Origin of the sequence: Scandinavium sp. UTDF21-P1B, from assembly GCF_040750395.1 — a bacterium.
GTDB lineage: Bacteria > Pseudomonadota > Gammaproteobacteria > Enterobacterales > Enterobacteriaceae > Scandinavium.
Genome location: NZ_JBFLVD010000006.1, coordinates 113,839 through 139,481, shown reverse-complemented (window position 1 = coordinate 139,481; position 25,643 = coordinate 113,839). Strand labels below are relative to the sequence as shown.

Genomic DNA, 25,643 nt, shown 5'->3' with positions numbered 1-25,643 from the left:
CACTGCGTTTGCCCGACCTACAAAAACGTAGGCCCGGTAAGCGCAGCGCCACCGGGCGTTAAAACGTTATTCCCAGAAATCCCGGGCCGGATCGAGCACCGGACGGACAATCCCCGCGCGCACGGTGAAGTCGCCGAAGCCTTCGTTGGCGTCGCGCTCCTTCGCCCAGCGGGCAACCAGCTCGTCCACAGAGTCGAGAATTTCTGATTCGGTAATGTTCTCGCGGTACATGCGCGGAATACGCGTGCCCATGCGGTTGCCGCCAATGTGCAGGTTATAGCGCCCTGGCGCTTTGCCCACCAGCCCCAGCTCAGCCAGCAGCGCACGGCCACAGCCGTTCGGGCAGCCCGTCACGCGCAGAACGATATGCTCCTCACCCACGCCATGGCGCGCCATCACCGCTTCCACTTTGTCGACGAATGACGGCAGGAAGCGCTCGGCTTCCGCCATCGCCAGCGGACAGGTCGGGAAGGAGACGCAGGCCATGGAGTTTTCGCGCTGCGGCTTCACGGCGTTCATCAGGCCGTGATCCTGGGCGAGCTTTTCAATCTTCGCCTTCTGGCTTTCCGGCACGCCCGCAACGATCAGGTTCTGGTTGGCGGTCAGGCGGAAATCACCTTTGTGGATCTTCGCAATCTCCAGCAGACCCGTTTTCAGCGGACGGTCCGGATAGTCCAGAATACGACCGTTTTCAATAAACAGCGTCAGATGCCATTTATTGTCGATGCCTTTCACCCAGCCGATGCGATCGCCGCGGCCGGTAAATTCATACGGGCGAATTGGCGCGAACTTCATGCCCGCACGCCGCTCAACCTCAGCTTTAAACACGTCCACGCCGACGCGCTCCAGCGTGTATTTGGTTTTGGCGTTTTTACGGTCGGTACGGTTGCCCCAGTCGCGCTGAGTGGTAACAACCGCTTCGGCCACGGCCAGCGTATGCTCCAGCGGCAGGAAACCAAACTCGCTCGCGGTGCGGGCGTAGGTTTTCTTGTTGCCGTGTTCAATAGACAGCCCGCCGCCTACCAGCAGGTTGAAGCCAATCAGCTTGCCGTTCTCTGCGACCGCCACGAAGTTCATATCGTTGGCATGCAGATCCACGTCGTTTTGCGGCGGGATCACTACCGTCGTTTTGAACTTACGCGGCAGATAGGTTTCGCCGAGGATCGGTTCTTCGTCCGTAGTGGCAACCTTTTCCTGATCGTGCCAGATCTCCGCGTACGCTCGCGTACGTGGCAGCAGATGCTCAGAGAGTTTTTTCGCCCACTCGTAGGCTTCGGCATGCAGTTCAGACTCAATCGGGTTCGATGTACAAAGCACGTTGCGGTTCACGTCATTCGCCGTTGCCAGCGCATCCAGCCCCACTTCATGCAGCATCTGGTGTGCCGGTTTCACGTTCTTCTTCAGGATGCCGTGAAACTGGAACGTCTGGCGGTTGGTCAGACGGATGCTGCCGTAAAGGGTGTTGTTTTCAGCAAACTTGTCGATCGACTGCCACTGCTTGGTGGTGATGATCCCACCCGGCAGGCGACAGCGCAGCATCATCGCATGACGCGGCTCCAGCTTCTGTTCAGCACGTTCGGCGCGGATATCGCGATCGTCCTGCTGGTACATGCCGTGGAAGCGGATCAGCAGAAAGTTATCGCCGTTGAAGCCGCCCGTCAGGCCGTCATGCAGATCCTCAGCAATGGTGCCGCGCAGGTAATTGCTCTCTTTTTTCAGACGCTCGGCGTCCGACAGTTTGCCTTCGACCACTAAAGGGCCCGGGTGTTTTTCGCTCATTAGTAGACATCTCGCTGATAGCGGCGCTCTACGCGCAGCTCACTTAAATAGTCGTCTGCCGCTTCAGCATCCATCGCGCCGAATTCAGCAATCACTTCCAGCAAAGCCTGCTCAACGTCCTTCGCCATGCGATTGGCGTCGCCACAGACATAAATATGGGCACCGTCATTGATCCAGCGCCACAGCTCCGCGCCCTGCTGGCGCAGTTTGTCCTGTACGTAGACTTTTTCTTTTTGATCTCTGGACCAGGCCAGATCGATTTTTGTCAGGACGCCTTCTTTTACATAGCGCTGCCACTCCACCTGATAGAGGAAATCGTCGGTGAAATGCGGGTTACCGAAGAACAGCCAGTTTTTCCCTTCCGCGCCGTCGGCTGCACGCTGCTGCATAAAGGAACGGAACGGCGCGATGCCGGTGCCAGGACCAATCATGATGACCGGCGTTTCCGGGTTAGCGGGCAGACGGAAGTTGTCGTTATGCTCGATGAAGACGCGCACTTCGCCATCTTCTTCCAGGCGATCGGCGAGGAAGCTGGAGGCACCGCCCGCGCGGGCACGGCCTTCGATGTCGTAACGCACCACGCCAACGGTCACGTGCACTTCGGTTTCCACTTCTGCCTGAGAAGAGGCAATGGAATAGAGGCGCGGCGTCAGCGGACGCAGCAGGCCAATCAACGCTTCGGCATCCAGCTGCGCCGGGGAGAAACGCACCATATCAACAATCGGCGTGGTTGCGGCGTAGTGCTGAAGCTGCGCTTTGTTGCCCACCAGAGGCAGCAGTGATTCACTTCGGGTTAGCGTGGCGTAGTTCTCCACGATGTTGGCGGTGTTCACGGTCAGTTCGAAATGCCACTGTAGCGCTTCGCTCAGCGGCTGCGCCTGGCCATTCACGGTGACCGTTTCATCACCTTTCAGCCACAGCAGTTCAACCAGCTCTTTCACCAGCGCCGGAGCGTTCTGATACCACACGCCAAGTGCGTCGCCCGGCTGATAACGCAGCCCGGAGTCCGCCAGATCGATTTCGATGTGGCGCACATCTTTTTCTGAATCGCGACCGGTGATTTTCTGGTTTACCGCGAGCGTCGCGGTCAGCGGGGCTTCTTTGGTGTACGGGCTGGAATGCACCTCGTTCACCGCCCCGGCCGCGTTCAGTGCGGCTTGCGCAGGAGTTTCTTTCGGCGCACGCGCTTTCAGCACGTCGACGATACGCGCCCGCCACTCGGTCGCCGCAGGCTGGAACTCCACGTCGGTATCAACGCGATCCAGCAGGCGTTCTGCGCCAAGCTCGGCCAGCTTGCTGTCAAAATCTTTGCCTGACTGGCAGAAGAATTCGTAGGAGGTGTCACCGAGGCCAAACACGGCAAACGCCGTGCCGTTCAGCTTCGGCGCTTTTTTCGAGAACAGGAATTTGTGCAGCGCCACGGCCTCTTCCGGCGGTTCGCCTTCCCCCTGGGTGGAGGTCACCACCACCAGCAGTTTTTCCTGGGCAATTTGTTTGAATTTATAGTCACCCGCGTTCACCAGTTTGACGTTCAGCTGCGCTGCCAGCAGATCGTCGCGCAGCTGCTCAGCTACGCGCCGCGCGTTGCCGGTTTGCGAGGCGGCAATCAGGGTGATGGCCGGTGCTTCGGCAGCAGCAGGCATGGCGGCAACCACGCTGCCCGGCTGCTGGTTGAGCATGCCCCAAAAATAGCCAGAAACCCAGGCAAGCTGGGTCGGTGAAAGATCGGTGGTGGCCGCCTGCAGGCGTGCCAGCTGCTCCGGGTTCAGCGGAAGCAAAGCGGAAGGTGGGGCCTGTGTCGTCATGCGTCGTTATGTTCCAGTAGCAAAGCTGTTTTTAGCGTAAAAACAGAAGTAAGGGTAAGGATAAAGACCTGGATAATAACAATTAAAGAAGGGATGGAAATAATAAATAACCAAATGGACTAACCTGTTTTAGCTATCGTTCTTATCGGCAAAACAGGTTAATTAACACATTGAATTATAGCGATTTTTCCTTTGAAAGTCTCTCTTTTCGGTTCTATCGCATTAAGGCGACAGAACCTCAAATGCGGGAAAGAAGCTCTTTCAGAAGTTGGGATGGTGGAAGCTGACCAAAGAGAAGATCATGGTGGAATAATTCATCTTGAATAAAGGCAAAGGTTAACTCATCGCTAACTCTGCAACAGTGCCCAGCATCACTATCTCCAGATACAGCCAGTCTTCACCCTATTGTCAGGTAAGATCACTGCGATCTTGATACACCAGTTTTAACTAATTAATTGAAGGTATAGTACCTTTTTATGATGGTTGAGTAACAGATTATAGGGTAATTAACTGATGGTGTGGCAATGTTTTAATAGTGTAAATTTAATCTCATGAGAAATAGTTGAGTGGCATATAGTCCACCACTTTTCGCCAGCCCCTGCCAGCTGTTATCGGCACGAAGCAGCACAATATTAGTCTTTGTGGGATTATAGTCCTCATGCGGTTGTTATATGTCAAAAAATGACAAATTATGCTGGAGATATTTTATGTTATCACCTGTATCATACTCTAATTCCGTAACTTCTATCCAGAATTCCCCACAGGGAAAAGATCTGGCAATCACTGCCAAACTTAATCTTCTGGAAGAGAAATTAAACTCGATAGATCCAAATAAAACCACCTATGAAATCAAAGGTTTCAAAGATTTTTTTAATCAAAATAAAAACAAGATTCATGACATCTCTAAAATCAGTGATAAACAACTAAGCACCTCGTTGCACTTGGTAAATTCTATAAATGACAATATCGCATTGGGCGAGGACAATACGGAAAATTCTAATCAGCTCAATAAGTTGAGGGAAGAGATTGAAAGCATATTAAATTCAAGCAATTCTGGACACAAATCTTTTGAGAATCGCGTCAAGGAAGAAATAGATAGAAGTGCCAGTAAAGTTGGTAAAGAAATTCAGAGAACTAGCGAAAGAGTAGCTACTGAAATCGACAGGAATGTTAATAAAGTGAAAAAGGGGATTAAAAAATTTAAGTTTTAATTTTTTCATGCTCAACATGTATTATGGGTTTGGGGAACAACGGAACAGTAAACGCCGTTAAACAGCTATTTTAAATGGTTATTAATTTATTAATCAATAGATTACAAATTTTCATTGAAAGCTCCCCTCCCTTTCTGACGGATTCCGGCACCGTAAAGGAATAACGCTCATGCATATTGATATGTCCGCACTGTAATGGTGAAAATTACATAAATAAGAGCGTTTTTTGAAAAAATATTATATTTAATATTTTATAATATGCATTTTATTGAGGCAGTGTAACTATGAGAGTTTCTGGGTTCTGTCGCATTAAGGCGACGTCAGGTAACATGCTGTTTTTTTATAATGTTGGCTGACCATGTCCCTGATCTGAAAATCTTTCCGACGCCTGCATTATCCCACCGATGTTATCGCCCAGTGTGTCCGCTGGTACCTGGCGTACTCACTCAGCCTGCGTAATCTGGAAGAGATGATGGCAGAGCGCGGCGTGGCGGTTGACCATTCCACGCTTCACCGGTGGGTCATCCGCCTGGTGCCCCTGCTGGATAAGGCGTTTCGCCGGCATAAGCGTGCTGCCGGGCGCCGGTGGCGAATGGATGAAACCTACATCAGAGTCAGAGGGCAGTGGAAATACCTGTACCGCGCTGTTGATACCGACGGTCAGACCATCGACTTTCTGCTGACGGCGAAGCGTGATGCGGCAGCCGCCCTGCGTTTCTTTCGCAAGGCCATCCGGCACCATGGTGAACCGGAGGTGGTGACCATCGATAAAAGCGGCGCAAATACGGCAGCACTGACCACACTCAACACCGGTAAATCAGCAGATGAAAGCATCAGGATCAGACAGAGTAAGTACCTGAGCAACCTGATTGAGCAGGACCACCGTAACATCAAACGGAGGATAAAACTGATGACGGGATTCAAATTATTCCGTCGGGCGCAGACGATCCTCGCGGGAATTGAGCTGGTTCACATGATACGCAAGGGACAGTATGGTCATCTCGACGGGGACGGATTGTCCCCGACAGAACAGTTTTACCTGTTGGCTGCCTGAAAAAAGGCAGCGCGTCTTTTGTCAGCCTGCTGACGTTAATGCGACAGAACCCTCTTTTCACCCTCAGCCTTTTAACGCCGGTTTTAGTTAATGCGAAAAAAGGCGCGTTGCGGTAAGATTCGCCGGTTTTTTCCGCATTTTTGAGAGTTCACGATGTCCACCACCCTGTTTAAAGATTTTATGTTTGAAGCGGCACACTATTTGCCACACGTACCCGCCGGTCACAAGTGCGGTCGCTTGCACGGCCACTCCTTTATGGTACGTCTGGAAATCACCGGTGAGGTGGATCCGCACACGGGCTGGATCATGGATTTCGCCGAGCTGAAAGCCGCCTTCAAACCGACTTATGACAGGCTCGATCACTACTACCTCAACGAGATCCCCGGGCTTGAAAACCCAACCAGCGAAGTGCTGGCGAAATGGATTTGGGACCAGATGAAGCCCCTCGTTCCGCTGCTGAGCGCAGTCACCATTAAAGAAACCTGCACCGCAGGCTGCGTCTACCGCGGCGAGTGATTTCTGCCTTTGCGGCAGCGGTCAAATTCCCTTTAATTCCGCCATGTTAGGCTAATGTGTTCTCAGAAAAGGAGCGCAGGGTGGCGGACGATTTTGATCTTATTGTTATTGGCGCAGGGATAGCAGGCTCAACCTGCGCCCTGCTCGGCGCCCGCGCCGGGCTGTCGGTTCTGCTTATTGAGCGCGGCGAACAGCCCGGCAGTAAAAACCTCTCCGGCGGCAGGCTTTATGGCTACGCCCTCGCCGACATTCTCCCTGATTTCCAGAAGACCGCGCCGCTCGAGCGCCTTATCAACCGCGAACATTTTTCGTTACTGACCGCAGATGGCGGAACCACGCTTTGTGCACAGCATCCGGCGAGTGACTCATGGAGCGTATTGCGCGCCCGCTTCGATCCGTGGCTTGCAGCGCAGGCGGAAGCGGAAGGTGCTCAGCTGTTGTGCAATGTCACGGTTGAAACGCTGCTGCGGGAGCATGGCCGCATCGCGGGCATTAACTGTGAAGGCGAAACGCTGCGGGCAAAAGTCGTTGTGCTGGCGGAAGGCGCAAACAGCCTGCTTGCCGAACAGGCGAATCTCGCTCCTCGCCCTTCTCCTGAGACCATGGCGCTCGGTATCAAAGAAACGCTCGCCCTCGACGACACGCGGATTCAGGAGCGATTTCATATCGAAAACAACGAAGGTGCAGCGTGGCTGTTCAGCGGACAGATTTGCGGCAGTAAGCCTGCGGGTGCGTTTCTGTATACCAACCAGCAGTCACTGTCGCTCGGCATTGTTGCCCCACTGGCCTCGCTGCGCTGCGCACCCGGTTCAGCCTCTTCGCTGCTGGCAAAACTCAAGCATCACCCGACTCTACGCCCGCTGATTCGCGATGCCGAAACGCTGGAATATGGCGCACATCTGGTGCCTGAAGGCGGCATGAACAGCGTGCCGTTGCAGCGTGCGGGTGAAGGCTGGCTGCTGGTTGGCGATACGCTGCGCACCTGCATCAACACCGGCGTCACGGTCAGGGGAATGGACACCGCCATCCTTAGCGCGCAGGCCGCAGCCCGAACGCTGGCGGCGCATTTTCAGCAGCCGGATAAGCCGCTGCAAACCTTGTATGACAGCGAGCTACAGCGCAGCGCACTCTGGCAGCAGCTTCAGCGCTATCGCGATGTGCCAGACCTGCTTCAAAGCGAAAGCTGGTATCGCCACTGGCCGGAATTCAGCCAGGCCGTCATGCGGGATCTGACTCGCGTCGATGCCAGCGCTAACCCGCCGCTGTGGCAAATCCTGTTCCGCCACGCGCGTCGCTTCGGATTCACCCGATTGAGTCGCGATCTTCTGAGGAGCCTGCGATGTCTGTAAACGAAAGCCTTACGCGCAACTGCTACCATCCCGCCGGTGAGGCGCACATTGCGCTCCAACCATCTCTTAGCGAAGAGCAGATTGCCCTGCTGGAAAAGATTTGTCCGGCCGGGTTGTTTCAGCGCGACGCGGCTGGCAAGGTAGACGTGCACTTTCAGGGTTGCCTGGAGTGCGGCTGCTGTCGGCTGGTGGCCGGTGACGCCGCCCTTGCTGAGTGGCGCTATCCCCTCTCTGGCTGCGGGTTGACCCTGCGTTTTGGCTAATACATCTAAGGATTTCGAGTGTCGCTACTTCACCTGCTGAGACAGAACCCGGTTATCGCCGCGGTAAAAGACAACGCCAGCCTGCAGCTGGCCATCGCCTCCGAATGCCAGTGTATTTCCGTGCTCTACGGCAACATTTGCACCATCACCGGGATCGTCCAGAAGATTAAGCAGGCCGGGAAAATCGCCTTTATCCACGTTGATTTACTGGAAGGCGCGTCAAATAAGGAAGTGGTGATTCAGTTTCTCAAGCTGGTGACTCAGGCCGACGGCATTATCAGCACCAAGCCCAATATGCTGAAAGCCGCGCGTGCAGAGGGCTTTTTCTGCATTCACCGCCTGTTTATCGTCGACTCAATTTCATTTCACAACATCGACAAACAGGTGGCGCAATCGAACGCGGACTGCATTGAAATCCTGCCCGGCTGTATGCCGAAGGTGCTGAGCTGGGTAACGGAAAAGGTGCGCCAGCCGCTGATTGCCGGTGGCCTGGTGTGCGATGAGGAAGATGCCCGCAATGCGATTGAGGCGGGCGTACTGGCGCTCTCTACCACCAATACCGACGTCTGGAAGCTGGCTAAATCTCTGAACTGACGCAGGCCACCAGCGCCTCCAGCACTTGTTCTGCCTCCCCGACGATCCCGACATCCGCCGCAGCAAAAACCGGCGCGTCGGGATCGTGATTGATCGCGACAATAAATTGGCTCTGCGCCACGCCCGCCATAAAGGCGGAGGCCCCGGAGGCTCCGGCAATCAGGCAAACCTCCGGCGCAATGCTCTGTCCGGAAATCCCAAGCATGCGCTGCTCGTCACAGTGACCCGCCATCACACGCTGACGGGTAAAGCCGATCTCCGCTTTAAGCTTTTCCGCCAGACTGGCAACGGTCCGATCCATCGCCCCCTGCCCGGCTGCCAGCACAACACGAGCCGACTGCAGGGGATGCTCAGATTTGCTGAGGATCTCCGGCGGCGGCAGCTCTCCGGAAACAGGTATCGGGGCCAGCACTTTGACGGATGTATTCGCAGGGAAAATAGCCTGCTGACGCGGAAACTCTGCCGCTATGGATAAGCAAAGGGGATAACGCTCAGGCTTCAACGTGGCCGTCAGTGCATTACCGTAAACGGCTTTCGTCACCGTTCGGGCTTCGCTGTTAACGCCCAGCGCCAGGCAAATCGCACTGCCCTGTAGCCGCCACGCCAGGCGGGTTGCCAGCTCATTCCCTTCAGGTGAAGAAGGAAACAGGATCAGATCGGGTGAGACCGGGAGACATTCAGCCTCCAGCGTCGCCAGCCGCGATTCCACCGAAGCATTCTGCGTTCGCCAGCACAGCTGCGGCGACAGCGCATTTTGCGCCAGAAAGTCAGCCAGCTGCCCTTCGTCTTCAGGCTGTAGCGCCACAACAGCAATTTTCACAGCGTTATCCTTTCAGCCAGATAGTCATCCCACAGCCGCTTTGCCGCCTGGGGCGCAGGGCCGTCAATAATGGTGCCACTACGTCGGGTTATCTGTCGTTCCAGAGACAGGCAGGTTATTTCAGCGGCATCAGAAGGTTCACAGACGATCTGCTCTACGTCGACTTTCGCCGCCGCAAGCCTTGCGCGCATGCCCGGCACCCGCAGCGCCAGCTGGCTGCGGTTTTGCACTCTTAACACCGCAGGCTGCTGCACGCACCAGCGGCTACGCTGGCGCAGGTCCTCACATTCAACGATAAATCCTTCCCCGTCGACGCCAAGCCCGCAAACCGAAGATAAACAAGGCCAGCCGAGCATTTCCGCCAGCAGCCAAGCGGTCTGCCCGTTCTGCCCTTCGCTGCTCTGGCACCCGAGCAGCACGAGCCCGGCATTCTGTGCTCTGACCTGCGCCGCCAGCTGCCGGGCAATATAAACCGGCGAGAAGCGAGTATCTTCGCGAGAAAGTAATAACGTCTGGCGTGCAAAGCCCAGCGCCGCCATGTTGCGCAGAGCAGGAAGTGCCCGTTCATCACCGAGCGTCACGGCACTCAGCACGAGGGCCGGATTGACCTCACGCGCCTGTAGCATCAGCTCCGCCGCCCCCTGCTCGTCGTTCCCCATCAGTATTCGCATCAGCCTGCGATCGGGGCCGGTTCCGCTGCACGCGGCAGCCTGCCAGTCGCTTTCCGCGAGCATCGACAGATCCGGTTCGGCCTTAAACGCCAACAGTATGTTCATCGACCTTTCCCTGCGGCTTCGGTGGAAGCCCGGCTGCCTCCACCAGCGATAAATTTCGGGTTTCCGGTGCCCAAAGCACTGACACCACCAGCCCGACCAGCAGTACCACCACCAGAATCAGCAAGGTATTGCACATTCCCCAGGAGAGCAGCGCCATCGGCAAACAGCCAGTGGCAATAGCCGCCCCCAGACGGCTCATCGCCGTGGCAAAGCCCACGCCCAGCGAACGAATATCCGTCGGGAAACTCTCAGCGGGCAGGATGCCGACCAGATTGCTTGCCGCCGAAATCGCGGTGCTGAACAGAACAAACAGCAGCAGGATCAGCGTGCTGTTGCTGGCCGGAGTAAACGCCAGCGCCGTGAGCGTCAGCGCCAGAAACAGAAAACTGCCGATCAGGAACTGACGCCGTGAAAGCGACCAGGTCAGCACCAGGCCGAGCAGCGCGCCGACGATCAGCAGGCAGTTAAGGATCAGGCTGGCGGTCAGCGCATCTTCCAGCCCGATGGTCTGGGCGATGGTTGGCAGCCAGGTGTAAATGACGAACCACGGCACCACCAGACAGATAAAGAACAGGCTGTTAAACGCCGTTCGCCGCCAGTAGCGGGCGGAAAAGAGCGTGCTGATGTGGCGGGTCGTCACGCCGGAAATTTCATCGCCGGGAAGTACGTTCGCGCCAAGAAAGCGGCGGACGACGGCGTGGGCTTCATTAATACGCCCTTGCCGCATCAGCCAGCGGGGTGATTCCGGCGTGCCCATGCGCAGCAGCGTTATTGCCAGCGCGGGGAGCGACGCAGACGCCAGAAGCCAGCGCCAGGCTTCGGGTTCGCTGTTGATCCAGTGATGCCCGGCAACGCTCGCCAGCACATACCCCAGCGTCCAGACCACGCTGAATGCCCCCAACAGCATGCCGCGATAGCGCTTAGGCGAAAACTCCGCCAGTAGCGTATGCCCTACCGAGTAGTCGCCGCCGAGGCCAAAACCAATCAGCATACGCAGGAAGATCAGCTGCTCCGGCGAGGTGACAAAAAATTGTAAGAAGGAAGCCAGGGCGATCAGCAAAAAGCTGAAGGTGAAGATGCGCTGGCGACCAATGTGATCGGAGATCCAGCCGAGGATCAGGCTACCGAGAAACAGGCCAAACAGCGCCGAGCCGCCGATCAGCCCTTCCAGCATCGGCGTCAGATTCATTTGTGACTGGAGCGGAATGATGGCATAGCCAATGACGCCCAGCACATAGCCGTCGGTCAGATGCGCACCAAAGGTGAGGCCGGCAATGCGCCAGTGAAAGCGGGTTAGCGGCAGATCGTCCATTCGTACAGGTGACGCGCTCATAGCTCCCCCTCAGGAAAAAAGACGGCTTCCCCATGGGAGAAGCCTTTATAGTGATTATTTTTCAATCGGATAGATAGTCCCGGTGTTCATGATGCCGTTCGGGTCAAACTGCTTCTTCAGCCCTTCCAGCAGCGCCCAGGCGGTGCCGTGCTCCGCTTTGGCCCAGTGCACGCGGTGCTTGCCGATACCGTGGTGGTGAACCATCGATCCGCCGAGGTTGATCGTCTCCTCGCAGATGATTTTGTTCAGTGGGTTGTGGTACTTGTCGATCTCTTCTTCTGGTTTGCAGTCCACCACGTTGTAGTCGTAAACGAAGTACATATTGGTGCCGTTGATGTAGCTGTGAGAAGAGTGGCCGCCCAGCATGGTGATGTCGTCGGCGTGCGGGAACTCGGTGCGGATACGGTGGATCACGCGCTCGTAAATCTGATGAATGCTGCTCCAGTCGCCTGAAACTTCCGTGGTAAAGCCCATGTTGCCGGTTTTGAGGATCTGCACGCGCTCAGCAGCCACTTTCTCCGGACCCCAGTTCAGGTTGTTGAACCAGTTTTCGATGAGCTTGCTGTCCACGCGAGTGCACTGCGGATAGCGGGCAACAATCTCGGCAATCCCTTCGCCAGTCGCTTTCGCTATACGTGGATTGCCCTCGGCCATAAAGATGAGCACGCATTTGCCATCGGCAAAATGGGTGAAGTGCTGCGTGCCGTCTTCGGCGTCGTACAGGCGAGCGATAGACGGACGGTAACCCTCGACCATCACTTCTCGCAGGATGTCGAAACCAACCTTCATATCGTCAAGAATATAGCCGTAGAAGAGGTTGTTTTCCGGGGTATATTTGAAAATTTTCACTGTCACTTCCGTGATGTAGCACAGCGCCCCTTCGTTGCCGATGATGATGTGGCGGATGTCCGGCCCGGCGGCGCGGCGCGGCACGTTTTTGATGCGGGTGATGGTGCCATCCGGCAGCACGGCTTCAAGCCCGACCACCATGTCTTCAATCGCGCCATAGAGCGTGGAGAACTGGCCGATACTGCGGGTTGCGACCAGGCCGCCCATCTGCGCCAGCGGTTTTGACTGCGGTGAATGGCCCGTGGTGTAGCCTTTGGCGCGCAGGGCATTTTCCAGAATTTCCAGCGGCACGCCGCACTGCGCGGTGGCCTGCATATTTTCGATATCAATATCGATGATTTTGTTCATCCCGGAGCCGTCGAGCACCAGCGAGTTTTTAACCACCGTTTCGAGCCCGCCTTCCGTTGCGGATGCCCCGGTGCGCGGCACGCCGTTAATCTTATGTTGATTCATAAACGCCAGCACCTGGGAAACCTGCTGAGTGGAGCCCAGTTTGACTACTGCGGCCGGCAGCGGCAGCGTGAACACGCCGTGGATATCGGCAAATTTTCTGAAGCGGTCAACGCTGTTTTTCTTCAGGATGTTTTCATCGGTAACAACACGCTCCGGACCAACAATTTCTTTTACCTGTTCAACAATCGCTTCGCGGGATAAAGACATAACGTTTCCTTTCTGATTTAAAGTAAAAATGGCAGGAACCACCCTATTCAGCAGGCAATATCGCTTAAGAATAACCTTAATTAGCGGACTAAATATCCACCATCAACGACTAATAAATGACCATTGACATAATCAGAAGCGCGGCTGGAAAGATAAACCATCGCTCCCATTAAATCCTGCGTATCTCCCCAGCGATTAGCAGGAATATGATCCAGAACGCGCTGGTTAGTTTCCGGATTACTGCGCGTGGCCGTTGTGATTTCGGTTGCGTAATATCCAGGTGCAATCCCGTTGACCTGAATATTGTATTGACCTAATTCATCACAATAAGCTTTGGTGAAACCAGCGAGTGCATGTTTGGTTGCGGAATAAGCAGGCGACCATTGCCCACCCAAATACGAAAATAGAGAACAGATATTAATAATTTTCCCGTGCTTTTGCGGGATCATGATTTTTGCCGCTTCGTGGCTGAGTTCAAATGCCGCCGTCAGGTTGACGTCAATCATCGGATCCCAGTCGGCGCGGCCAAAATCCAGTACCTTATTGAGCTTACAAATCCCGGCGTTATTGACGAGGATATCAACGGTGCCAAAGCGTTCACAGCAGGCAGCGATAATCTTGCGTGGCGCACCTTCAGCGGTAATGTCGACCTGCATGAATTCGACCTGTACGCCCTGCTGCTCAATCAGCTCGCGGGTTTCGCCGTTGTCTTTGATGAAGCTTGGGATAAACAGATTCGCTCCGGCTTTCGCCAGCGCCATGGCAAACGCCTGACCCAGACCGCTGTTGCCACCGGTAACGATGGCCGTTTTTCCCTTCAGGGAGAAGAAATCCATTGAAAATGCATTAAGCGATTCGATAGACATGATTTGGCTCCACAATCCTTTAGGCAAAAAAAAAGAAAGGCAACTTCCCCCGCTTAGAGGGAAGTCACCTTTCTCATATTCTCTGGTAACTGGGCATAATTTTTAGCATAGCCACTTAGTCGCGAATGTGATGAGCTTCACAGAGCTGGGTTTCGCTCATTCAAATTCAGTAATCATAAGAAGCGTGATTATTCTCACACTCAAGCCAGCCTGAACATGTTATTTGTTATGCCAATTACTAGAGCCCATGAGAAAAGTAATCCACCTGCAAAGGCGGCTTACTTTTCTCTTTTTTTTGTTTGTTTTCCGTCCAGATAACACGAGAGAACGATATGCAAAAATCATCATATCGCCGTTGGATAACCCTCGCCATTATAAGCTTTAGCGGCGGCGTCAGTTTTGACCTGGCTTATTTACGGTATATTTACCAAATCCCCATGGCAAAATTTATGGGATTCAGCAATACCGAAATAGGGTTAATAATGAGTACTTTCGGAATAACCGCAATTATTCTTTATGCCCCCAGCGGTGTGATTGCCGATAAATTTTCTCACCGTAAAATGATCACCTCTGCGATGATCGTGACCGGCCTGCTTGGCCTGCTGATGGCTACCTATCCCCCGCTCTGGGTGATGCTGCTCATTCAGGTGGCTTTTGCCATTACCACTATTTTGATGCTGTGGTCGGTGTCCATCAAGGCAGCCTCGATGCTTGGCGACAGCACGGAACAGGGCAAAATCATGGGCTGGATGGAAGGCCTGCGCGGCGTGGGCGTGATGTCGCTGGCGGTGTTCACCATGTGGGCTTTTTCCCGCTTTGCGGCCGATGACCCGAACAGCCTGAAGACGGTGATTTTGATCTACAGCGTGGTCTACATTCTGCTGGGGATCCTCTGCTGGTTCTTCGTCGCCGACGGCGTGGAACCGCACAATGCAGAAAGCAACGTACAGAAAAAAAGCTTCCAGCTGAGCGATATCCTTTCCGTACTGCGCATCACCACCACCTGGTACTGCAGCCTGATTATCTTTGGCGTGTACACCATCTACGCCATCCTTAGCTACTCCACCAACTATCTGACCGAGATGTACGGCATGTCGCTGGTTGCGGCGAGCTATATGGGGATTGTGATTAACAAAATTTTCCGCGCCTTTTGCGGCCCGCTGGGCGGTCTGATTACGACCTACAGCCGGGTGAAATCACCGACGCGCGTAATTCAGCTTCTCTCCATCGTCAGTGCCCTGACGCTGGTAGCCCTGCTGGTGACCAATAACAACCCTCAGTCTGTTGTCATCGGTATTGGCCTGATTCTGCTGCTCGCTTTTACCTGTTACGCCTCACGCGGGCTTTATTTCGCCTGCCCGGGCGAGGCCAGAACGCCGACCTTTATCATGGGTACCACCGTCGGGATTTGCTCGGTAATCGGCTTTCTGCCTGACGTATTTGTGTATCCCATCGTTGGCCACTGGCAGGACACGCTGCCCGCAGCGGAAGCCTACCGCAATATGTGGCTGATGGGCCTGGGCGCAGTCTGCATGGTTATCGTCTTTACTTTCCTGTTGTTCAGGAAAATCCGCGCCGCTGGCCAGGAAACGAAAAATGTAGCGTCACTGGCTGCAGAAAGCGCTGGCGAGTGACGGTGGCAATTTAAAGGAGAAGGACAATGTCTGAGAAATACATCATTGGAATTGATGGCGGAAGTCAGAGTACCAAAGTTGTGATGTACGACCTGAAAGGCAACGTAGTCTGTGAAGGTAAAGGGCTACTGCAGCCCATGTACACGCCGGATGCGGATACGGTAGAGCACCCGGACGACGATCTCTGGACCTCATTGTGCGCCGCCGGAAAAGATTTGATGCGCCAGTTTGGCGGAAGCCCGGAAAACATCGTCGGCATCGGTTTAGGCTCCATTCGCTGCTGCCGCGCGTTGTTAAAAGCGGACGGCACGCCCGCCGCGCAGCTCATCAGCTGGCAGGACTCTCGCGTGACGCGGCCTTATGAACACACAAATGACGAAGTGGCTTACGTCACCTCTTTCTCCGGCTATCTTTCCCACCGCCTGACCGGCGAGCGTAAGGACAATATCGCCAACTACTTCGGTCAATGGCCGGTGGACTACAAAACCTGGAGCTGGAGCGAAGACCCGGCCGTCTTCGAGAAATTTAATATTCCGCGGACAATGCTTTTTGATGTGCAAATGCCGGGCACGGTGTTGGGTCACATCACATCGGAAGCGTCTAAAGCAACGGGCTTCCCGCAAGGGCTGCCGGTGGTATGCAGCACCAGCGATAAAGCCGTAGAAGCCCTGGGTGCGGGTTTGCTTGACGATGAAACAGCGGTCATTTCGCTCGGCACCTATATTGCCCTGATGATGAACGGCAAGACGTTACCAAAAGATCCGCAGGCTTACTGGCCGATTATGTCCTCCATTCCGGAAACATTACTCTACGAAGGCTACGGCATTCGTAAAGGCATGTGGACCGTCAGCTGGCTACGCGACATGCTGGGCGAATCACTGATTCAGGATGCGCAAGCGCAAGGCATTTCGCCAGAGGATTTGCTCAACCAAAAAGCCAGCCACGTCCCGCCAGGATGCGACGGACTGATGACCGTTCTCGACTGGCTGACCAACCCGTGGGAGCCGTACAAGCGCGGGATCATGATTGGCTTTAACGCCACGATGGACTACGCGTGGATTTACCGCTCCATCCTTGAGAGCATCGCGCTGACGCTGAAAAATAACTACGACAGCATGACGAGTGAAATGCAGCAGCAGGCTAAGCAGGTGATCATCACCGGCGGTGGCTCCAACAGCGACCTGTTTATGCAGATTTTTGCCGACGTCTTCAACATGCCAGCGCGGCGCAATGCGATCAACGGCTGCGCCAGCCTGGGGGCGGCGATCAATACGGCAGTGGGTCTTGGCCTGTATCCGTCGTATCAGAAAGCGGTCGATAATATGGTTCGGGTAAAAGATGTCTTTACCCCCGTTGCCACCCATGCCGCTCGCTATGAGGCAATGAATAAGGGGATCTTTAAAGATCTGACCAAACACACCGATCCGATTCTGAAAAAATCGTACGAAGTGTTCCACGGAGATTTAAGCAAGGTGGATGCAATTCAGAGCTGGTCGAACGCGTGAGCTTATGCAGAGTGCCCGGTGGCGAATTGCCGGGTGCGCAAGCTTACCCGGCCTACGATTCAGGATTTTCCAGGGCCCGGCAATGCGCTGCCGGGCTTTTTTTCGTCAGGCAATATTCAGGTATTTGTGCGTCTGCATCGACAAACGCCAGTTGCGGGCAATGCAGGTTTCAATGCACAGGCGCGTCGCGTCATCCTTCTGGCTGATCGGCTGCAGGGCAATCACGCGCTGTTTTTCGTCAGTTAACGTTTCCAGCAGTTCATCCAGCGCTTCGATATCACGCACGCGGCCAACCGGGTGCTTAATTTCATCCGCGCGATGTAGCGCCTGAGACAAGACTTCGTATCCGCCGCGCATATTCACCTTCGGCGATACGGTCACCCATGTCGCGTGGGAGCAGCGCACTTCGTGAGTACCGCTGGTTTCAATCTGGCAGCTGTAGCCGTTCTGTTCGAGCAGGGTAGTCAGCGGGGTTAAATCATGGATACACGGCTCACCGCCGGTGATGACCACGTGGCGCGCCGTCCAGCCCTGACGGCTGATGGCGGTCAGCAAATCGTCTGGCGTACCCGCGCCCCATTTGTCGCTCTCTTTGGTTTTCGCCAGAATGCTGAACAAAGAGACTTCCCGATCTTCCAGCATCTCCCAGGTATGTTTGGTATCACACCACGCACAGCCAACCGGGCATCCCTGTAAGCGAATAAAAATGGCAGGCACGCCGGTGAAGTAACCCTCGCCTTGCAGGGTCTGGAACATTTCGTTAATCGGGTACTGCATAGTCGTCTCTGTGAAAGGTGTAAACGGTAAGTATCGCAGAAGATAGCGTTGAGGTCATGTGCGGGAGCTGCTTCATGGCGGAAACAAAAAACCCGCCGAAGCGGGTTTTTATTAAGAACCAAAGTCAGTTTTACTGACCTTTGATCTCTTTACGACCGTTGTAAGGTGCTTTTTCGCCCAGCGCTTCTTCGATACGGATCAGCTGGTTGTACTTAGCAACACGGTCAGAACGGCTCATGGAACCGGTTTTGATCTGGCCTGCTGCAGTACCTACCGCCAGATCAGCGATGGTTGCATCTTCGGTTTCACCGGAACGGTGAGAGATGACAGCGGTGTAGCCAGCGTCTTTCGCCATCTTGATTGCAGCCAGAGTTTCGGTCAGGGAACCGATCTGGTTGAATTTGATCAGGATAGAGTTAACAATGCCTTTCTCGATGCCTTCTTTCAGGATCTTGGTGTTGGTTACGAACAGATCGTCACCCACCAGCTGGATTTTGTCGCCCAGTACTTTGGTCTGGTATGCGAAACCAGCCCAGTCAGACTCGTCCAGGCCATCTTCGATGGAGACGATTGGGTACTGTTTGGTCAGGTCTTCCAGGAAGTGAGTGAACTCTTCAGAGGTGAACGCTTTGTTGCCTTCGCCAGCCAGAACGTATTTACCGTCTTTGTAGAATTCAGACGCTGCACAGTCCATCGCCAGAGTGATGTCTTTGCCCAGCTCGTAGCCTGCTGCTTTAACCGCTTCAGCGATAACAGCCAGCGCTTCTGCGTTGGAACCCAGGTTTGGCGCGTAGCCACCTTCGTCACCCACAGCCGTGTTCATACCTTTAGCTTTCAGAACTTTAGCCAGGTTATGGAACACTTCAGAACCCATACGTACCGCTTCTTTCAGGGATTTCGCGCCAACTGGCTGAATCATGAATTCCTGAATATCAACGTTGTTGTCTGCGTGCTCACCGCCGTTGATGATGTTCATCATCGGAACCGGCATGGAGTATTTGCCCGGGGTGCCGTTCAGCTCAGCGATGTGTTCGAACAGCGGCTGACCTTTAGAAGCTGCAGCCGCTTTGGCGTTTGCCAGAGACACAGCCAGGATTGCGTTAGCGCCGAAGTTAGATTTGTTTTCAGTACCGTCCAGATCGATCATGATCTTGTCGATGCCAGCCTGATCTTTGGCATCTTTGCCAAGGATAGCCTGAGCAATTGGGCCGTTTACCGCGCCAACTGCTTTCAGTACGCCTTTACCCATGAAGCGGGATTTGTCGCCATCACGCAGCTCCAGCGCTTCGCGGGAACCGGTAGATGCACCTGACGGCGCAGCAGCCATACCGACGAAACCACCTTCCAGGTGTACTTCGGCTTCAACAGTCGGGTTACCACGGGAGTCGATGATTTCACGACCGATGACTTTAACGATTTTGGACATTAGGTTTTCCTCAGTACAAGTTAAACTAAAACTCCAGACAAACAGCGCCCCAACCAGGGGCGCTGCCGTTCTAACTTTTTTACTTCGCCTGACGCTTCTGGTATTCGCTGGCGGCTTTCACGAAGCCTGCAAACAGCGGATGCCCGTCACGCGGCGTAGAAGTAAACTCCGGATGGAACTGACAGGCGACGAACCACGGATGATTCGGCACCTCGATGATCTCGACCAACTGATCATCCCCGGAACGGCCCGCAACGCGCAGGCCCGCAGCTTCAATCTGTTTCAACAGCATATTGTTGACTTCGTAGCGGTGACGGTGACGCTCGGTGATAGTCTCTTCGCCGTACATCTTGCGAACCAGGCTGTCGTCGCTGAGCTGGCAGGCCTGAGCCCCCAGACGCATGGTGCCGCCGAGATCGCTTTTCTCAGTACGCACTTCGACATTCCCGTCTTCGTCACGCCATTCGGTGATAAGGGCCACAACCGGGTACTTACAGTCTGGCACAAATTCCGTCGAGTTGGCGTTTTCCATCCCGGCTACGTGACGAGCGAACTCAATCAATGCAACCTGCATACCCAGGCAAATGCCGAGGTAAGGAATATTGTTTTCACGCGCATAGCGTGCGGTCGCGATCTTACCTTCAACACCGCGGTAGCCGAAGCCGCCAGGGATCAGAATGGCGTCCAGATCTTTCAGAATTTCTACGCCGCGGGTTTCAACATCCTGCGAATCGATAAGCTTGATGTTGACGGAGACGCGGTTCTTCAGACCACCGTGCTTCAGCGCTTCAATCACGGACTTATAGGCATCCGGCAGCTCAATGTACTTGCCGACCATACCAATCGTGACTTCACCTGCCGGGTTAGCTTCTTCGTAGATAACCTGTTCCCATTCTGACAGATTGGCTTCCGGACAGTTCAAGCTGAATCGTTTACAAATATAATCGTCCAGGCCCTGTGATTTCAACAGGCCCGGGATTTTATAAATGGAATCGACGTCTTTCATCGAAATAACGGCTTTTTCTGGAACGTTACAGAACAAAGCAATTTTTGCACGCTCGTTGGCCGGTACGGCGCGATCGGAGCGGCAGATCAGAATGTCTGGCTGAATACCGATGGAGAGCAGCTCTTTCACGGAGTGCTGAGTCGGCTTGGTTTTGACTTCACCCGCCGCGGCCAGGTAAGGCACCAGAGTCAGGTGCATGAACAGCGCATGTTCACGACCGATATCCACGGCCAGCTGGCGAATCGCTTCGAGGAACGGCAGGGATTCGATATCACCTACGGTACCGCCGATTTCTACCAGCACCACGTCATGACCTTCACCGCCCGCAAGTACGCGTTCTTTAATGGCATTGGTGATGTGCGGGATAACCTGAACGGTTGCGCCCAGGTAATCGCCACGGCGCTCTTTGCGCAGGACGTCAGAGTAGATACGGCCAGTGGTGAAGTTGTTGCGGCGAGTCATTTTGGTGCGAATGAAACGCTCGTAGTGACCCAGGTCCAGGTCAGTTTCAGCGCCGTCTTCAGTAACGAACACTTCCCCGTGCTGGATAGGACTCATGGTGCCCGGATCGACGTTGATGTACGGATCCAGTTTCATCATGGTCACGTTAAGGCCACGGGCTTCGAGGATGGCTGCGAGGGAGGCGGCTGCAATGCCTTTACCCAGAGAGGATACGACCCCGCCGGTCACAAAAATATAGTTCGTTGTCATGCTGAACCTGAGAAGTTAGGTTGGAATGATGGAATAACCAGGACGGGAAAGTAGTATACCCGAACACGGCGAGCGCTACAAACATTCATTCTTCGCCTCCATTCCCAGGCTCAAGCAAGATAAGGAGTGAGAAAATAGCCCCTTTTGGGTAAATGTTTTTGACGCAAATCAAGCGCTTGTCATTTTAAAAATCACACAAATCGCGCTTGATCGCAAAAAAGTGTTAGAGATCAGTTTCCTGCCGTTTTACCTCCTGCCACACGCTTTCCATCGCTTCGAGGTCAATTCCGGTCATTTCCAGGCCTCGCGCGGCAACAATCCGTTCTACTTCCCGGAAACGACGCTCGAATTTGAGGTTGGCTTTTTGTAACGCCGTCTCGGCTTTGACGCCTAAATGGCGGGACAGATTGACCGTTGCGAACAGCAGGTCGCCCATCTCCTCTTCGAGCTTTGCTTCGTCAATGACGGCCTGTTTGGCCTCGTGTATCACTTCGTCGATCTCTTCGTAGACTTTGTCGAGCACCGGGCCAAGCGACGTCCAGTCGAAGCCCACGGCAGAGACGCGCTTCTGGATTTTATGGGAACGCATCAGCGCAGGCAGGCTGTGCGGAATATCGTCGAGCGCCGAGTGCTGAGCTTTTTCGGCACGTTCAGCACTTTTAATGGCTTCCCAGCGTTCCAGCACTTCCGCGCTGTTGCCCGCGGTCGCATCGCCAAAGATATGCGGATGGCGACGTTCGAGCTTGTCGCTGATGGCGGCGCAGATATCATCGAAGTTAAAGCGCCCTTCCTCCTGCGCCATCTGCGCGTAGAACACCACCTGGAACAGCAGATCGCCAAGCTCGCCACGCAGGTCGTCAAAATCTTCACGGCTGATGGCGTCCAGCACTTCGTAGGTTTCTTCGAGGGTGTATGGCGCGATGGTGGCGAAAGTCTGCTCTTTGTCCCACGGACAGCCGTTTTCCGGGTCTCGCAGACGCTTCATGATGCCGAGCAGGCGGTCGATTTGATTCATTTTTATATCCTGATGAAAAAGAACGTAGCCCCGGCAAGCAGTGCGCCGCCGGGGAAAATGCCGGATGGCGGCAACACCTGATCCGGCCTACGAAAAATTATGCGCTCATCCGCCGTGCAGACGGCGAGCGTCAATCACGTCCGGTACCTGGTTCAGCTTGCCAAGCACGCGGCCCAGCACCTGCAGGTTGTAGATTTCGATGGTCATGTCGATAGTGGCCAACTGCTGCTTCGTATCGCTGCGGCTGGCCACGCCCAGCACGTTAACCTTCTCGTTGGCGAGGATCGTGGTGATATCACGCAACAAGCCGCTGCGATCGTTGGCCTGTACGCGGACCACCAGCGAATACCCGGCAGAGTAGCTTTCGCCCCAGACGGCATCCACAATGCGTTCCGGCGCGTGGGATTGCAGTTCCACCAGCTGGTCGCAGTCGGCACGATGCACGGAGATCCCGCGCCCCTGGGTGATAAATCCGACGATTTCATCGCCCGGAATGGGCTGGCAGCAGCGCGCAATATGGTGCATCAGATTGCCCACGCCTTCCACGACCACGCGCCCGTCGTCTTTCTTGCGATTCTGCTGCGGGTTGTAAGTTTTCTGCTGAAGCTGCTTCAGCGCTGCCGCGTCCTGCTCCGCCGCGCTCGGCTTGTTGAACTGGCCCTGCAGGAAGTTCACCATCTGATTGAGGCGAATATCGCCGCCGCCAATCGCCGCCAGCAGCTCGTCCAGTTCATTGAAGTTGTAGCGCGGCAGCAGGTGCTTCTCGGCTTCCTTCAGGTTGATGCCGAGGCGTTCCAGCTCGTCGTCAAGGATCTGGCGGCCGGCGAGAATGTTTTTATCGCGATCCTGTTTGCGGAACCAGGCGTGAATTTTCGAGCGCCCGCGGCTGGTGGTAACGTAGCCAAGGTTCGGATTCAGCCAGTCGCGGCTTGGGTTCGGCTGCTTCTGGGTGATGATTTCAATCTGATCGCCCATCTGCAGCTGGTAGGTGAACGGCACGATACGCCCGCTGATTTTCGCTCCAATACAACGGTGACCGACATCGCTGTGGATATGGTAGGCAAAATCGAGCGGCGTGGAGCCCGCAGGCAAGTCCACTACGTCGCCTTTCGGGGTAAAGACGTACACCCGATCGTCGAATACCTGGCTGCGCACTTCGTCGAGCATTTCGCCCGAATCCGCCATCTCTTCCTGCCAGGCAATCAGCTTACGCAGCCACGCGATACGATCTTCGTGACCGCGAGCGCCGCTGGAAGCCGCGCCCTCTTTGTATTTCCAGTGCGCCGCCACGCCAAGCTCAGACTCTTCGTGCATCTGACGGGTACGGATCTGAATTTCGACCGTTTTACCACCCGGCCCTAACACAACGGTGTGAATCGACTGGTAGCCGTTCGGTTTTGGGTTAGCGACGTAATCGTCGAACTCGTCCGGCAGATGGCGGAAATGGGTATGCACAATACCCAGCGCCGCATAGCAGTCCTGCAAACGCTCAGCAACGATGCGTACCGCACGCACGTCAAACAGCTCATCGAACTGCAAATGCTTCTTCTGCATTTTGCGCCAGATGCTGTAGATGTGTTTCGGTCGCCCGTAGACCTCGGCCTTCACGCCCTCTTCTTTGATGGAGGCGCGCAGCGTGCCGACGAACTCGTCGATGTAGTGCTCGCGGTCGATACGGCGCTCGTGCAGCAGTTTGGCGATGCGCTTGTACTCCGCCGGGTGCAGGTAGCGGAAGCAGTAATCCTCGAGCTCCCACTTCAGCTGACCGATACCGAGACGGTTCGCCAGCGGCGCGTAGATGTTGGTACATTCTTTTGCCGCCAGCACGCGCTCGTCTTCAGGCGCGTCCTTCACTTCACGTAGATGCGCAATGCGCTCGGCAAGCTTGATGACCACGCAGCGGAAATCGTCGACCATCGCCAGCAGCATGCGGCGCACGTTATCGACCTGCTCCGAAGAGACAGAATCATTGTGGGTCGCTTTCAGCTGGCGAATAGCAGCCATGTCGCGCACGCCGTGAATCAGCGTGACGATGGATTTGCCGGCGCTCGCTTCCAGCGTCTCTTCGCTGACCACATCGCCGACCACGAGCGGGAACAACAACGCAGCCCGCAGGGAATCGATATCCATGTTCAGCATAGAGAGGATTTCGACCATCTCGACGCCGCGCCACAGCAGCAGCTCCGCGTCAGGGTGATTGAGGGTTTGTTCGCGACAATAGGTCCATGTTTCGGCTAAGCGTTCACACGACTGCTGGCTGGAAATGCCCAGGCTTGCTATCCATTTAACCGGATCGAACTCCCCAGCTTTATTAAGATGTGCACTGCGTACCGCAACCATTGTCCTCTCCTTTAGGGCCGGGCCTGTCGGATTCGACAAGCCTTGATTCATTATTTGTGCTCAAACAGCACCATCGACTCCAGGTGCCCAGTGTGCGGGAACATGTCCAGCATTGCCAGACGCTGAATTTGATAGCCCGCCGCCAGCAGCACCTCGCTGTCTCGCGCCAGCGTCGCCGGGTTGCAGGAGACATAGACCACCCGTCTGGGGGCCAATTTTACGATATGCTGCATCACGCCCGGTGCGCCCGCCCGCGCAGGATCGAGTAAAATTTTGTCAAACCCGTTTTTCGCCCAGGCCTGCAGGGTGACATCTTCCTCGAGGTTTTCGTGAAAGAACGTCACATTGTGTAACGCGTTATGCTGTGCATTCTGCTGGCCTTTTTCGACCAGGGCAGGCACGCCTTCCACGCCAACCACGCTTGCGGCGCGTTTCGCCAGCGGCAGCGTAAAGTTGCCCATTCCGCAGAACAGATCCAGCACGCGATCTTCCGGCTGAACGTCCAGCCAGGCCAGCGCGGTCGTCACCATTTTCTGGTTCACGCCGTCATTTACCTGAATAAAGTCGCGCGGGCTGAACGTTAAGCGTAGCCCGTCTGAAGTGTACCAGGGCTGTTCTCCGCTAACCTGTTCAATGCTATCGCTTTGTGGTGCCAGCCACAGCGCAAGCTGGTGTGAATGCGAAAACTGTTCCAGTTTTGCTTTATCCGCAGCGCTTAGCGGTGCGGTATGGCGCAGCACCATCAGCGGGCCGTTGTCGGCCTGCACCAGCTCCACATGGCCGAGATGGCGTCCGCCGGCAAGTCCGCTCAGGCATTCGCGTACGGCGGGCAATAATGCCTCAAGAGCGGGCACCAAAACGGGGCACTGCGTCACATCTACGATATCGTTCGACCCGGCCTTGCGAAAACCCATCTGTAAGCGTTGGGTTTTTGGCTGGTAATTCAGGCTCAGACGAGCACGGCGGCGGTAGCCCCAGGGTTCGGCAGAGAGGAGTTCATCCACGTCCCGCTTCATCAGTCGCGCCAGTGCCGCCTGCTTGCTGCGCTGCTGTAGCGCGACGCTGGCATGCTGCTGCTGGCAGCCACCGCAGACGCCAAAATGCGGACAGCGGGGCTTTTCACGCTCCGGGCTGTCGCTAAGTCGACGTTTTACCTGCCCGCGCGCATACTGTTTTTTATCCTCAGCAATACGGATTTCCGCCCGCTCACCAGGCAATAATTCATTGATAAACAGTGTTTTTCCGTTGTGGCGCGCCACGCCCTGGCCGAAAGGATCCAGGTCGTTTACCGTTACGGTTATGATCTCGCGCGTCGTCACGCGGCGTTTTGCAGAGTAGAATTGCGCCATTCAGA

The 25,643-nt window shown here is 55.1% G+C and carries 20 protein-coding genes and 1 pseudogene; 8 read left to right on the top strand and 13 right to left on the bottom strand.

Annotated elements, in window-relative coordinates:
* Positions 1–66 precede the first annotated feature (66 nt).
* Positions 67–1,779, bottom strand: coding sequence for an assimilatory sulfite reductase (NADPH) hemoprotein subunit (gene cysI, locus AB1287_RS03455; protein WP_435616947.1), 1,713 nt, complete (start codon positions 1,777–1,779; stop codon positions 67–69).
* Positions 1,779–3,584: an NADPH-dependent assimilatory sulfite reductase flavoprotein subunit gene (gene cysJ / locus AB1287_RS03450; RefSeq protein WP_435616946.1), complete on the bottom strand. Its 1,806-nt coding sequence runs from the start codon at positions 3,582–3,584 to the stop codon at positions 1,779–1,781. The genes cysI and cysJ overlap by 1 nt, the downstream gene beginning before the upstream one ends.
* Positions 3,585–4,291: 707 nt before the next feature.
* Here cysJ and AB1287_RS03445 point away from each other — a divergent pair.
* The 6 genes from AB1287_RS03445 (at position 4,292) to AB1287_RS03420 (ending at position 8,571) form a co-directional block, all read left to right on the top strand.
* Positions 4,292–4,795: a hypothetical protein gene (locus tag AB1287_RS03445; RefSeq protein ID WP_435616945.1), complete on the top strand. Its 504-nt coding sequence runs from the start codon at positions 4,292–4,294 to the stop codon at positions 4,793–4,795.
* Positions 4,796–5,183: 388 nt separating this feature from the next.
* Positions 5,184–5,849 carry an IS6 family transposase gene (locus AB1287_RS03440; RefSeq protein WP_435616981.1) on the top strand — a complete coding sequence of 222 codons (666 nt, stop codon included), beginning with the start codon at positions 5,184–5,186 and terminating at the stop codon, positions 5,847–5,849.
* 153 nt (positions 5,850–6,002) lie between these two features.
* Positions 6,003–6,365 (top strand): 6-carboxytetrahydropterin synthase QueD, encoded by a 363-nt coding sequence (gene queD, locus AB1287_RS03435; RefSeq protein WP_435616944.1) that lies wholly within the window; start codon positions 6,003–6,005, stop codon positions 6,363–6,365.
* 80 nt (positions 6,366–6,445) lie between these two features.
* On the top strand, positions 6,446–7,714 hold the full coding sequence (locus AB1287_RS03430; RefSeq protein ID WP_435616943.1) for an FAD-dependent oxidoreductase: 1,269 nt from the start codon (positions 6,446–6,448) through the stop codon (positions 7,712–7,714).
* The gene (locus tag AB1287_RS03425) at positions 7,705–7,977 is read left to right on the top strand and encodes a ferredoxin family protein (protein WP_435616942.1); all 273 of its coding nucleotides are present in this window, start codon (positions 7,705–7,707) and stop codon (positions 7,975–7,977) included. Before AB1287_RS03430 ends, AB1287_RS03425 begins: the two co-directional genes overlap by 10 nt.
* Positions 7,978–7,995: 18 nt before the next feature.
* A complete protein-coding gene (locus tag AB1287_RS03420) occupies positions 7,996–8,571 on the top strand; it encodes a glycerol-3-phosphate responsive antiterminator (protein WP_312628716.1) in 576 nt (191 codons plus the stop codon).
* Here the strand turns inward: AB1287_RS03420 and AB1287_RS03415 are convergent.
* The 5 genes and pseudogenes from AB1287_RS03415 to AB1287_RS03395 form a co-directional block, all read right to left on the bottom strand.
* Positions 8,555–9,391, bottom strand: coding sequence for an electron transfer flavoprotein subunit alpha/FixB family protein (locus tag AB1287_RS03415; protein WP_435616941.1), 837 nt, complete (start codon positions 9,389–9,391; stop codon positions 8,555–8,557). The genes AB1287_RS03420 and AB1287_RS03415 overlap by 17 nt on opposite strands.
* Positions 9,388–10,167, bottom strand: coding sequence for an electron transfer flavoprotein subunit beta/FixA family protein (locus AB1287_RS03410; protein ID WP_435616940.1), 780 nt, complete (start codon positions 10,165–10,167; stop codon positions 9,388–9,390). Before AB1287_RS03410 ends, AB1287_RS03415 begins: the two co-directional genes overlap by 4 nt.
* Positions 10,145–11,509, bottom strand: a pseudogene (locus AB1287_RS03405) (MFS transporter); the annotation flags it as partial. The gene AB1287_RS03410 and the pseudogene AB1287_RS03405, both read right to left, overlap by 23 nt.
* 45 nt (positions 11,510–11,554) lie before the next feature.
* Complete coding sequence (locus AB1287_RS03400) at positions 11,555–13,009, bottom strand: FAD-binding oxidoreductase (protein ID WP_435616938.1); 1,455 nt, start codon at positions 13,007–13,009, stop codon at positions 11,555–11,557.
* Positions 13,010–13,089: 80 nt separating this feature from the next.
* Positions 13,090–13,875 (bottom strand): SDR family oxidoreductase, encoded by a 786-nt coding sequence (locus AB1287_RS03395; RefSeq protein WP_159758298.1) that lies wholly within the window; start codon positions 13,873–13,875, stop codon positions 13,090–13,092.
* A gap of 332 nt (positions 13,876–14,207) precedes the next feature.
* On the opposite strand from AB1287_RS03395, the gene AB1287_RS03390 reads away from it, so the two are divergent.
* A complete protein-coding gene (locus tag AB1287_RS03390; protein WP_435616937.1) occupies positions 14,208–15,509 on the top strand; it encodes a nitrate/nitrite transporter in 1,302 nt (433 codons plus the stop codon).
* Positions 15,510–15,535: 26 nt separating this feature from the next.
* Positions 15,536–17,014 carry an FGGY-family carbohydrate kinase gene (locus tag AB1287_RS03385; RefSeq protein ID WP_435616936.1) on the top strand — a complete coding sequence of 493 codons (1,479 nt, stop codon included), beginning with the start codon at positions 15,536–15,538 and terminating at the stop codon, positions 17,012–17,014.
* A gap of 105 nt (positions 17,015–17,119) precedes the next feature.
* Here AB1287_RS03385 and queE read toward each other — a convergent pair whose 3' ends face one another.
* The 6 genes from queE to rlmD form a co-directional block, all read right to left on the bottom strand.
* A complete protein-coding gene (gene queE, locus AB1287_RS03380; protein WP_435616935.1) occupies positions 17,120–17,791 on the bottom strand; it encodes a 7-carboxy-7-deazaguanine synthase QueE in 672 nt (223 codons plus the stop codon).
* A gap of 130 nt (positions 17,792–17,921) precedes the next feature.
* The gene (gene eno, locus AB1287_RS03375; RefSeq protein WP_435616934.1) at positions 17,922–19,217 is read right to left on the bottom strand and encodes a phosphopyruvate hydratase; all 1,296 of its coding nucleotides are present in this window, start codon (positions 19,215–19,217) and stop codon (positions 17,922–17,924) included.
* 79 nt (positions 19,218–19,296) lie between these two features.
* Positions 19,297–20,934 carry a glutamine hydrolyzing CTP synthase gene (pyrG, locus tag AB1287_RS03370; RefSeq protein ID WP_435616933.1) on the bottom strand — a complete coding sequence of 546 codons (1,638 nt, stop codon included), beginning with the start codon at positions 20,932–20,934 and terminating at the stop codon, positions 19,297–19,299.
* 223 nt (positions 20,935–21,157) lie between these two features.
* On the bottom strand, positions 21,158–21,949 hold the full coding sequence (gene mazG, locus AB1287_RS03365; RefSeq protein ID WP_435616932.1) for a nucleoside triphosphate pyrophosphohydrolase: 792 nt from the start codon (positions 21,947–21,949) through the stop codon (positions 21,158–21,160).
* 105 nt (positions 21,950–22,054) lie between these two features.
* Positions 22,055–24,289: a GTP diphosphokinase gene (gene relA / locus AB1287_RS03360; protein ID WP_312629810.1), complete on the bottom strand. Its 2,235-nt coding sequence runs from the start codon at positions 24,287–24,289 to the stop codon at positions 22,055–22,057.
* A 50-nt stretch (positions 24,290–24,339) separates the two neighbouring features.
* On the bottom strand, positions 24,340–25,638 hold the full coding sequence (gene rlmD, locus AB1287_RS03355) for a 23S rRNA (uracil(1939)-C(5))-methyltransferase RlmD (RefSeq protein ID WP_435616931.1): 1,299 nt from the start codon (positions 25,636–25,638) through the stop codon (positions 24,340–24,342).
* Positions 25,639–25,643: the final 5 nt, after the last annotated feature.

Coding starts and splice junctions, on each gene's coding strand:
- cysI (WP_435616947.1), bottom strand. CDS start 1,779: ATGAGCGAAAAACACCCGGGCCCTTTAGTGGTCGAAGGCAAACTGTCG.
- cysJ (WP_435616946.1), bottom strand. CDS start 3,584: ATGACGACACAGGCCCCACCTTCCGCTTTGCTTCCGCTGAACCCGGAG.
- AB1287_RS03445 (WP_435616945.1), top strand. CDS start 4,292: ATGTTATCACCTGTATCATACTCTAATTCCGTAACTTCTATCCAGAAT.
- queD (WP_435616944.1), top strand. CDS start 6,003: ATGTCCACCACCCTGTTTAAAGATTTTATGTTTGAAGCGGCACACTAT.
- AB1287_RS03425 (WP_435616942.1), top strand. CDS start 7,705: ATGTCTGTAAACGAAAGCCTTACGCGCAACTGCTACCATCCCGCCGGT.
- AB1287_RS03410 (WP_435616940.1), bottom strand. CDS start 10,167: ATGAACATACTGTTGGCGTTTAAGGCCGAACCGGATCTGTCGATGCTC.
- AB1287_RS03400 (WP_435616938.1), bottom strand. CDS start 13,009: ATGTCTTTATCCCGCGAAGCGATTGTTGAACAGGTAAAAGAAATTGTT.
- AB1287_RS03395 (WP_159758298.1), bottom strand. CDS start 13,875: ATGTCTATCGAATCGCTTAATGCATTTTCAATGGATTTCTTCTCCCTG.
- AB1287_RS03390 (WP_435616937.1), top strand. CDS start 14,208: ATGCAAAAATCATCATATCGCCGTTGGATAACCCTCGCCATTATAAGC.
- AB1287_RS03385 (WP_435616936.1), top strand. CDS start 15,536: ATGTCTGAGAAATACATCATTGGAATTGATGGCGGAAGTCAGAGTACC.
- queE (WP_435616935.1), bottom strand. CDS start 17,791: ATGCAGTACCCGATTAACGAAATGTTCCAGACCCTGCAAGGCGAGGGT.
- eno (WP_435616934.1), bottom strand. CDS start 19,217: ATGTCCAAAATCGTTAAAGTCATCGGTCGTGAAATCATCGACTCCCGT.
- pyrG (WP_435616933.1), bottom strand. CDS start 20,934: ATGACAACGAACTATATTTTTGTGACCGGCGGGGTCGTATCCTCTCTG.
- mazG (WP_435616932.1), bottom strand. CDS start 21,949: ATGAATCAAATCGACCGCCTGCTCGGCATCATGAAGCGTCTGCGAGAC.
- relA (WP_312629810.1), bottom strand. CDS start 24,289: ATGGTTGCGGTACGCAGTGCACATCTTAATAAAGCTGGGGAGTTCGAT.
- rlmD (WP_435616931.1), bottom strand. CDS start 25,638: ATGGCGCAATTCTACTCTGCAAAACGCCGCGTGACGACGCGCGAGATC.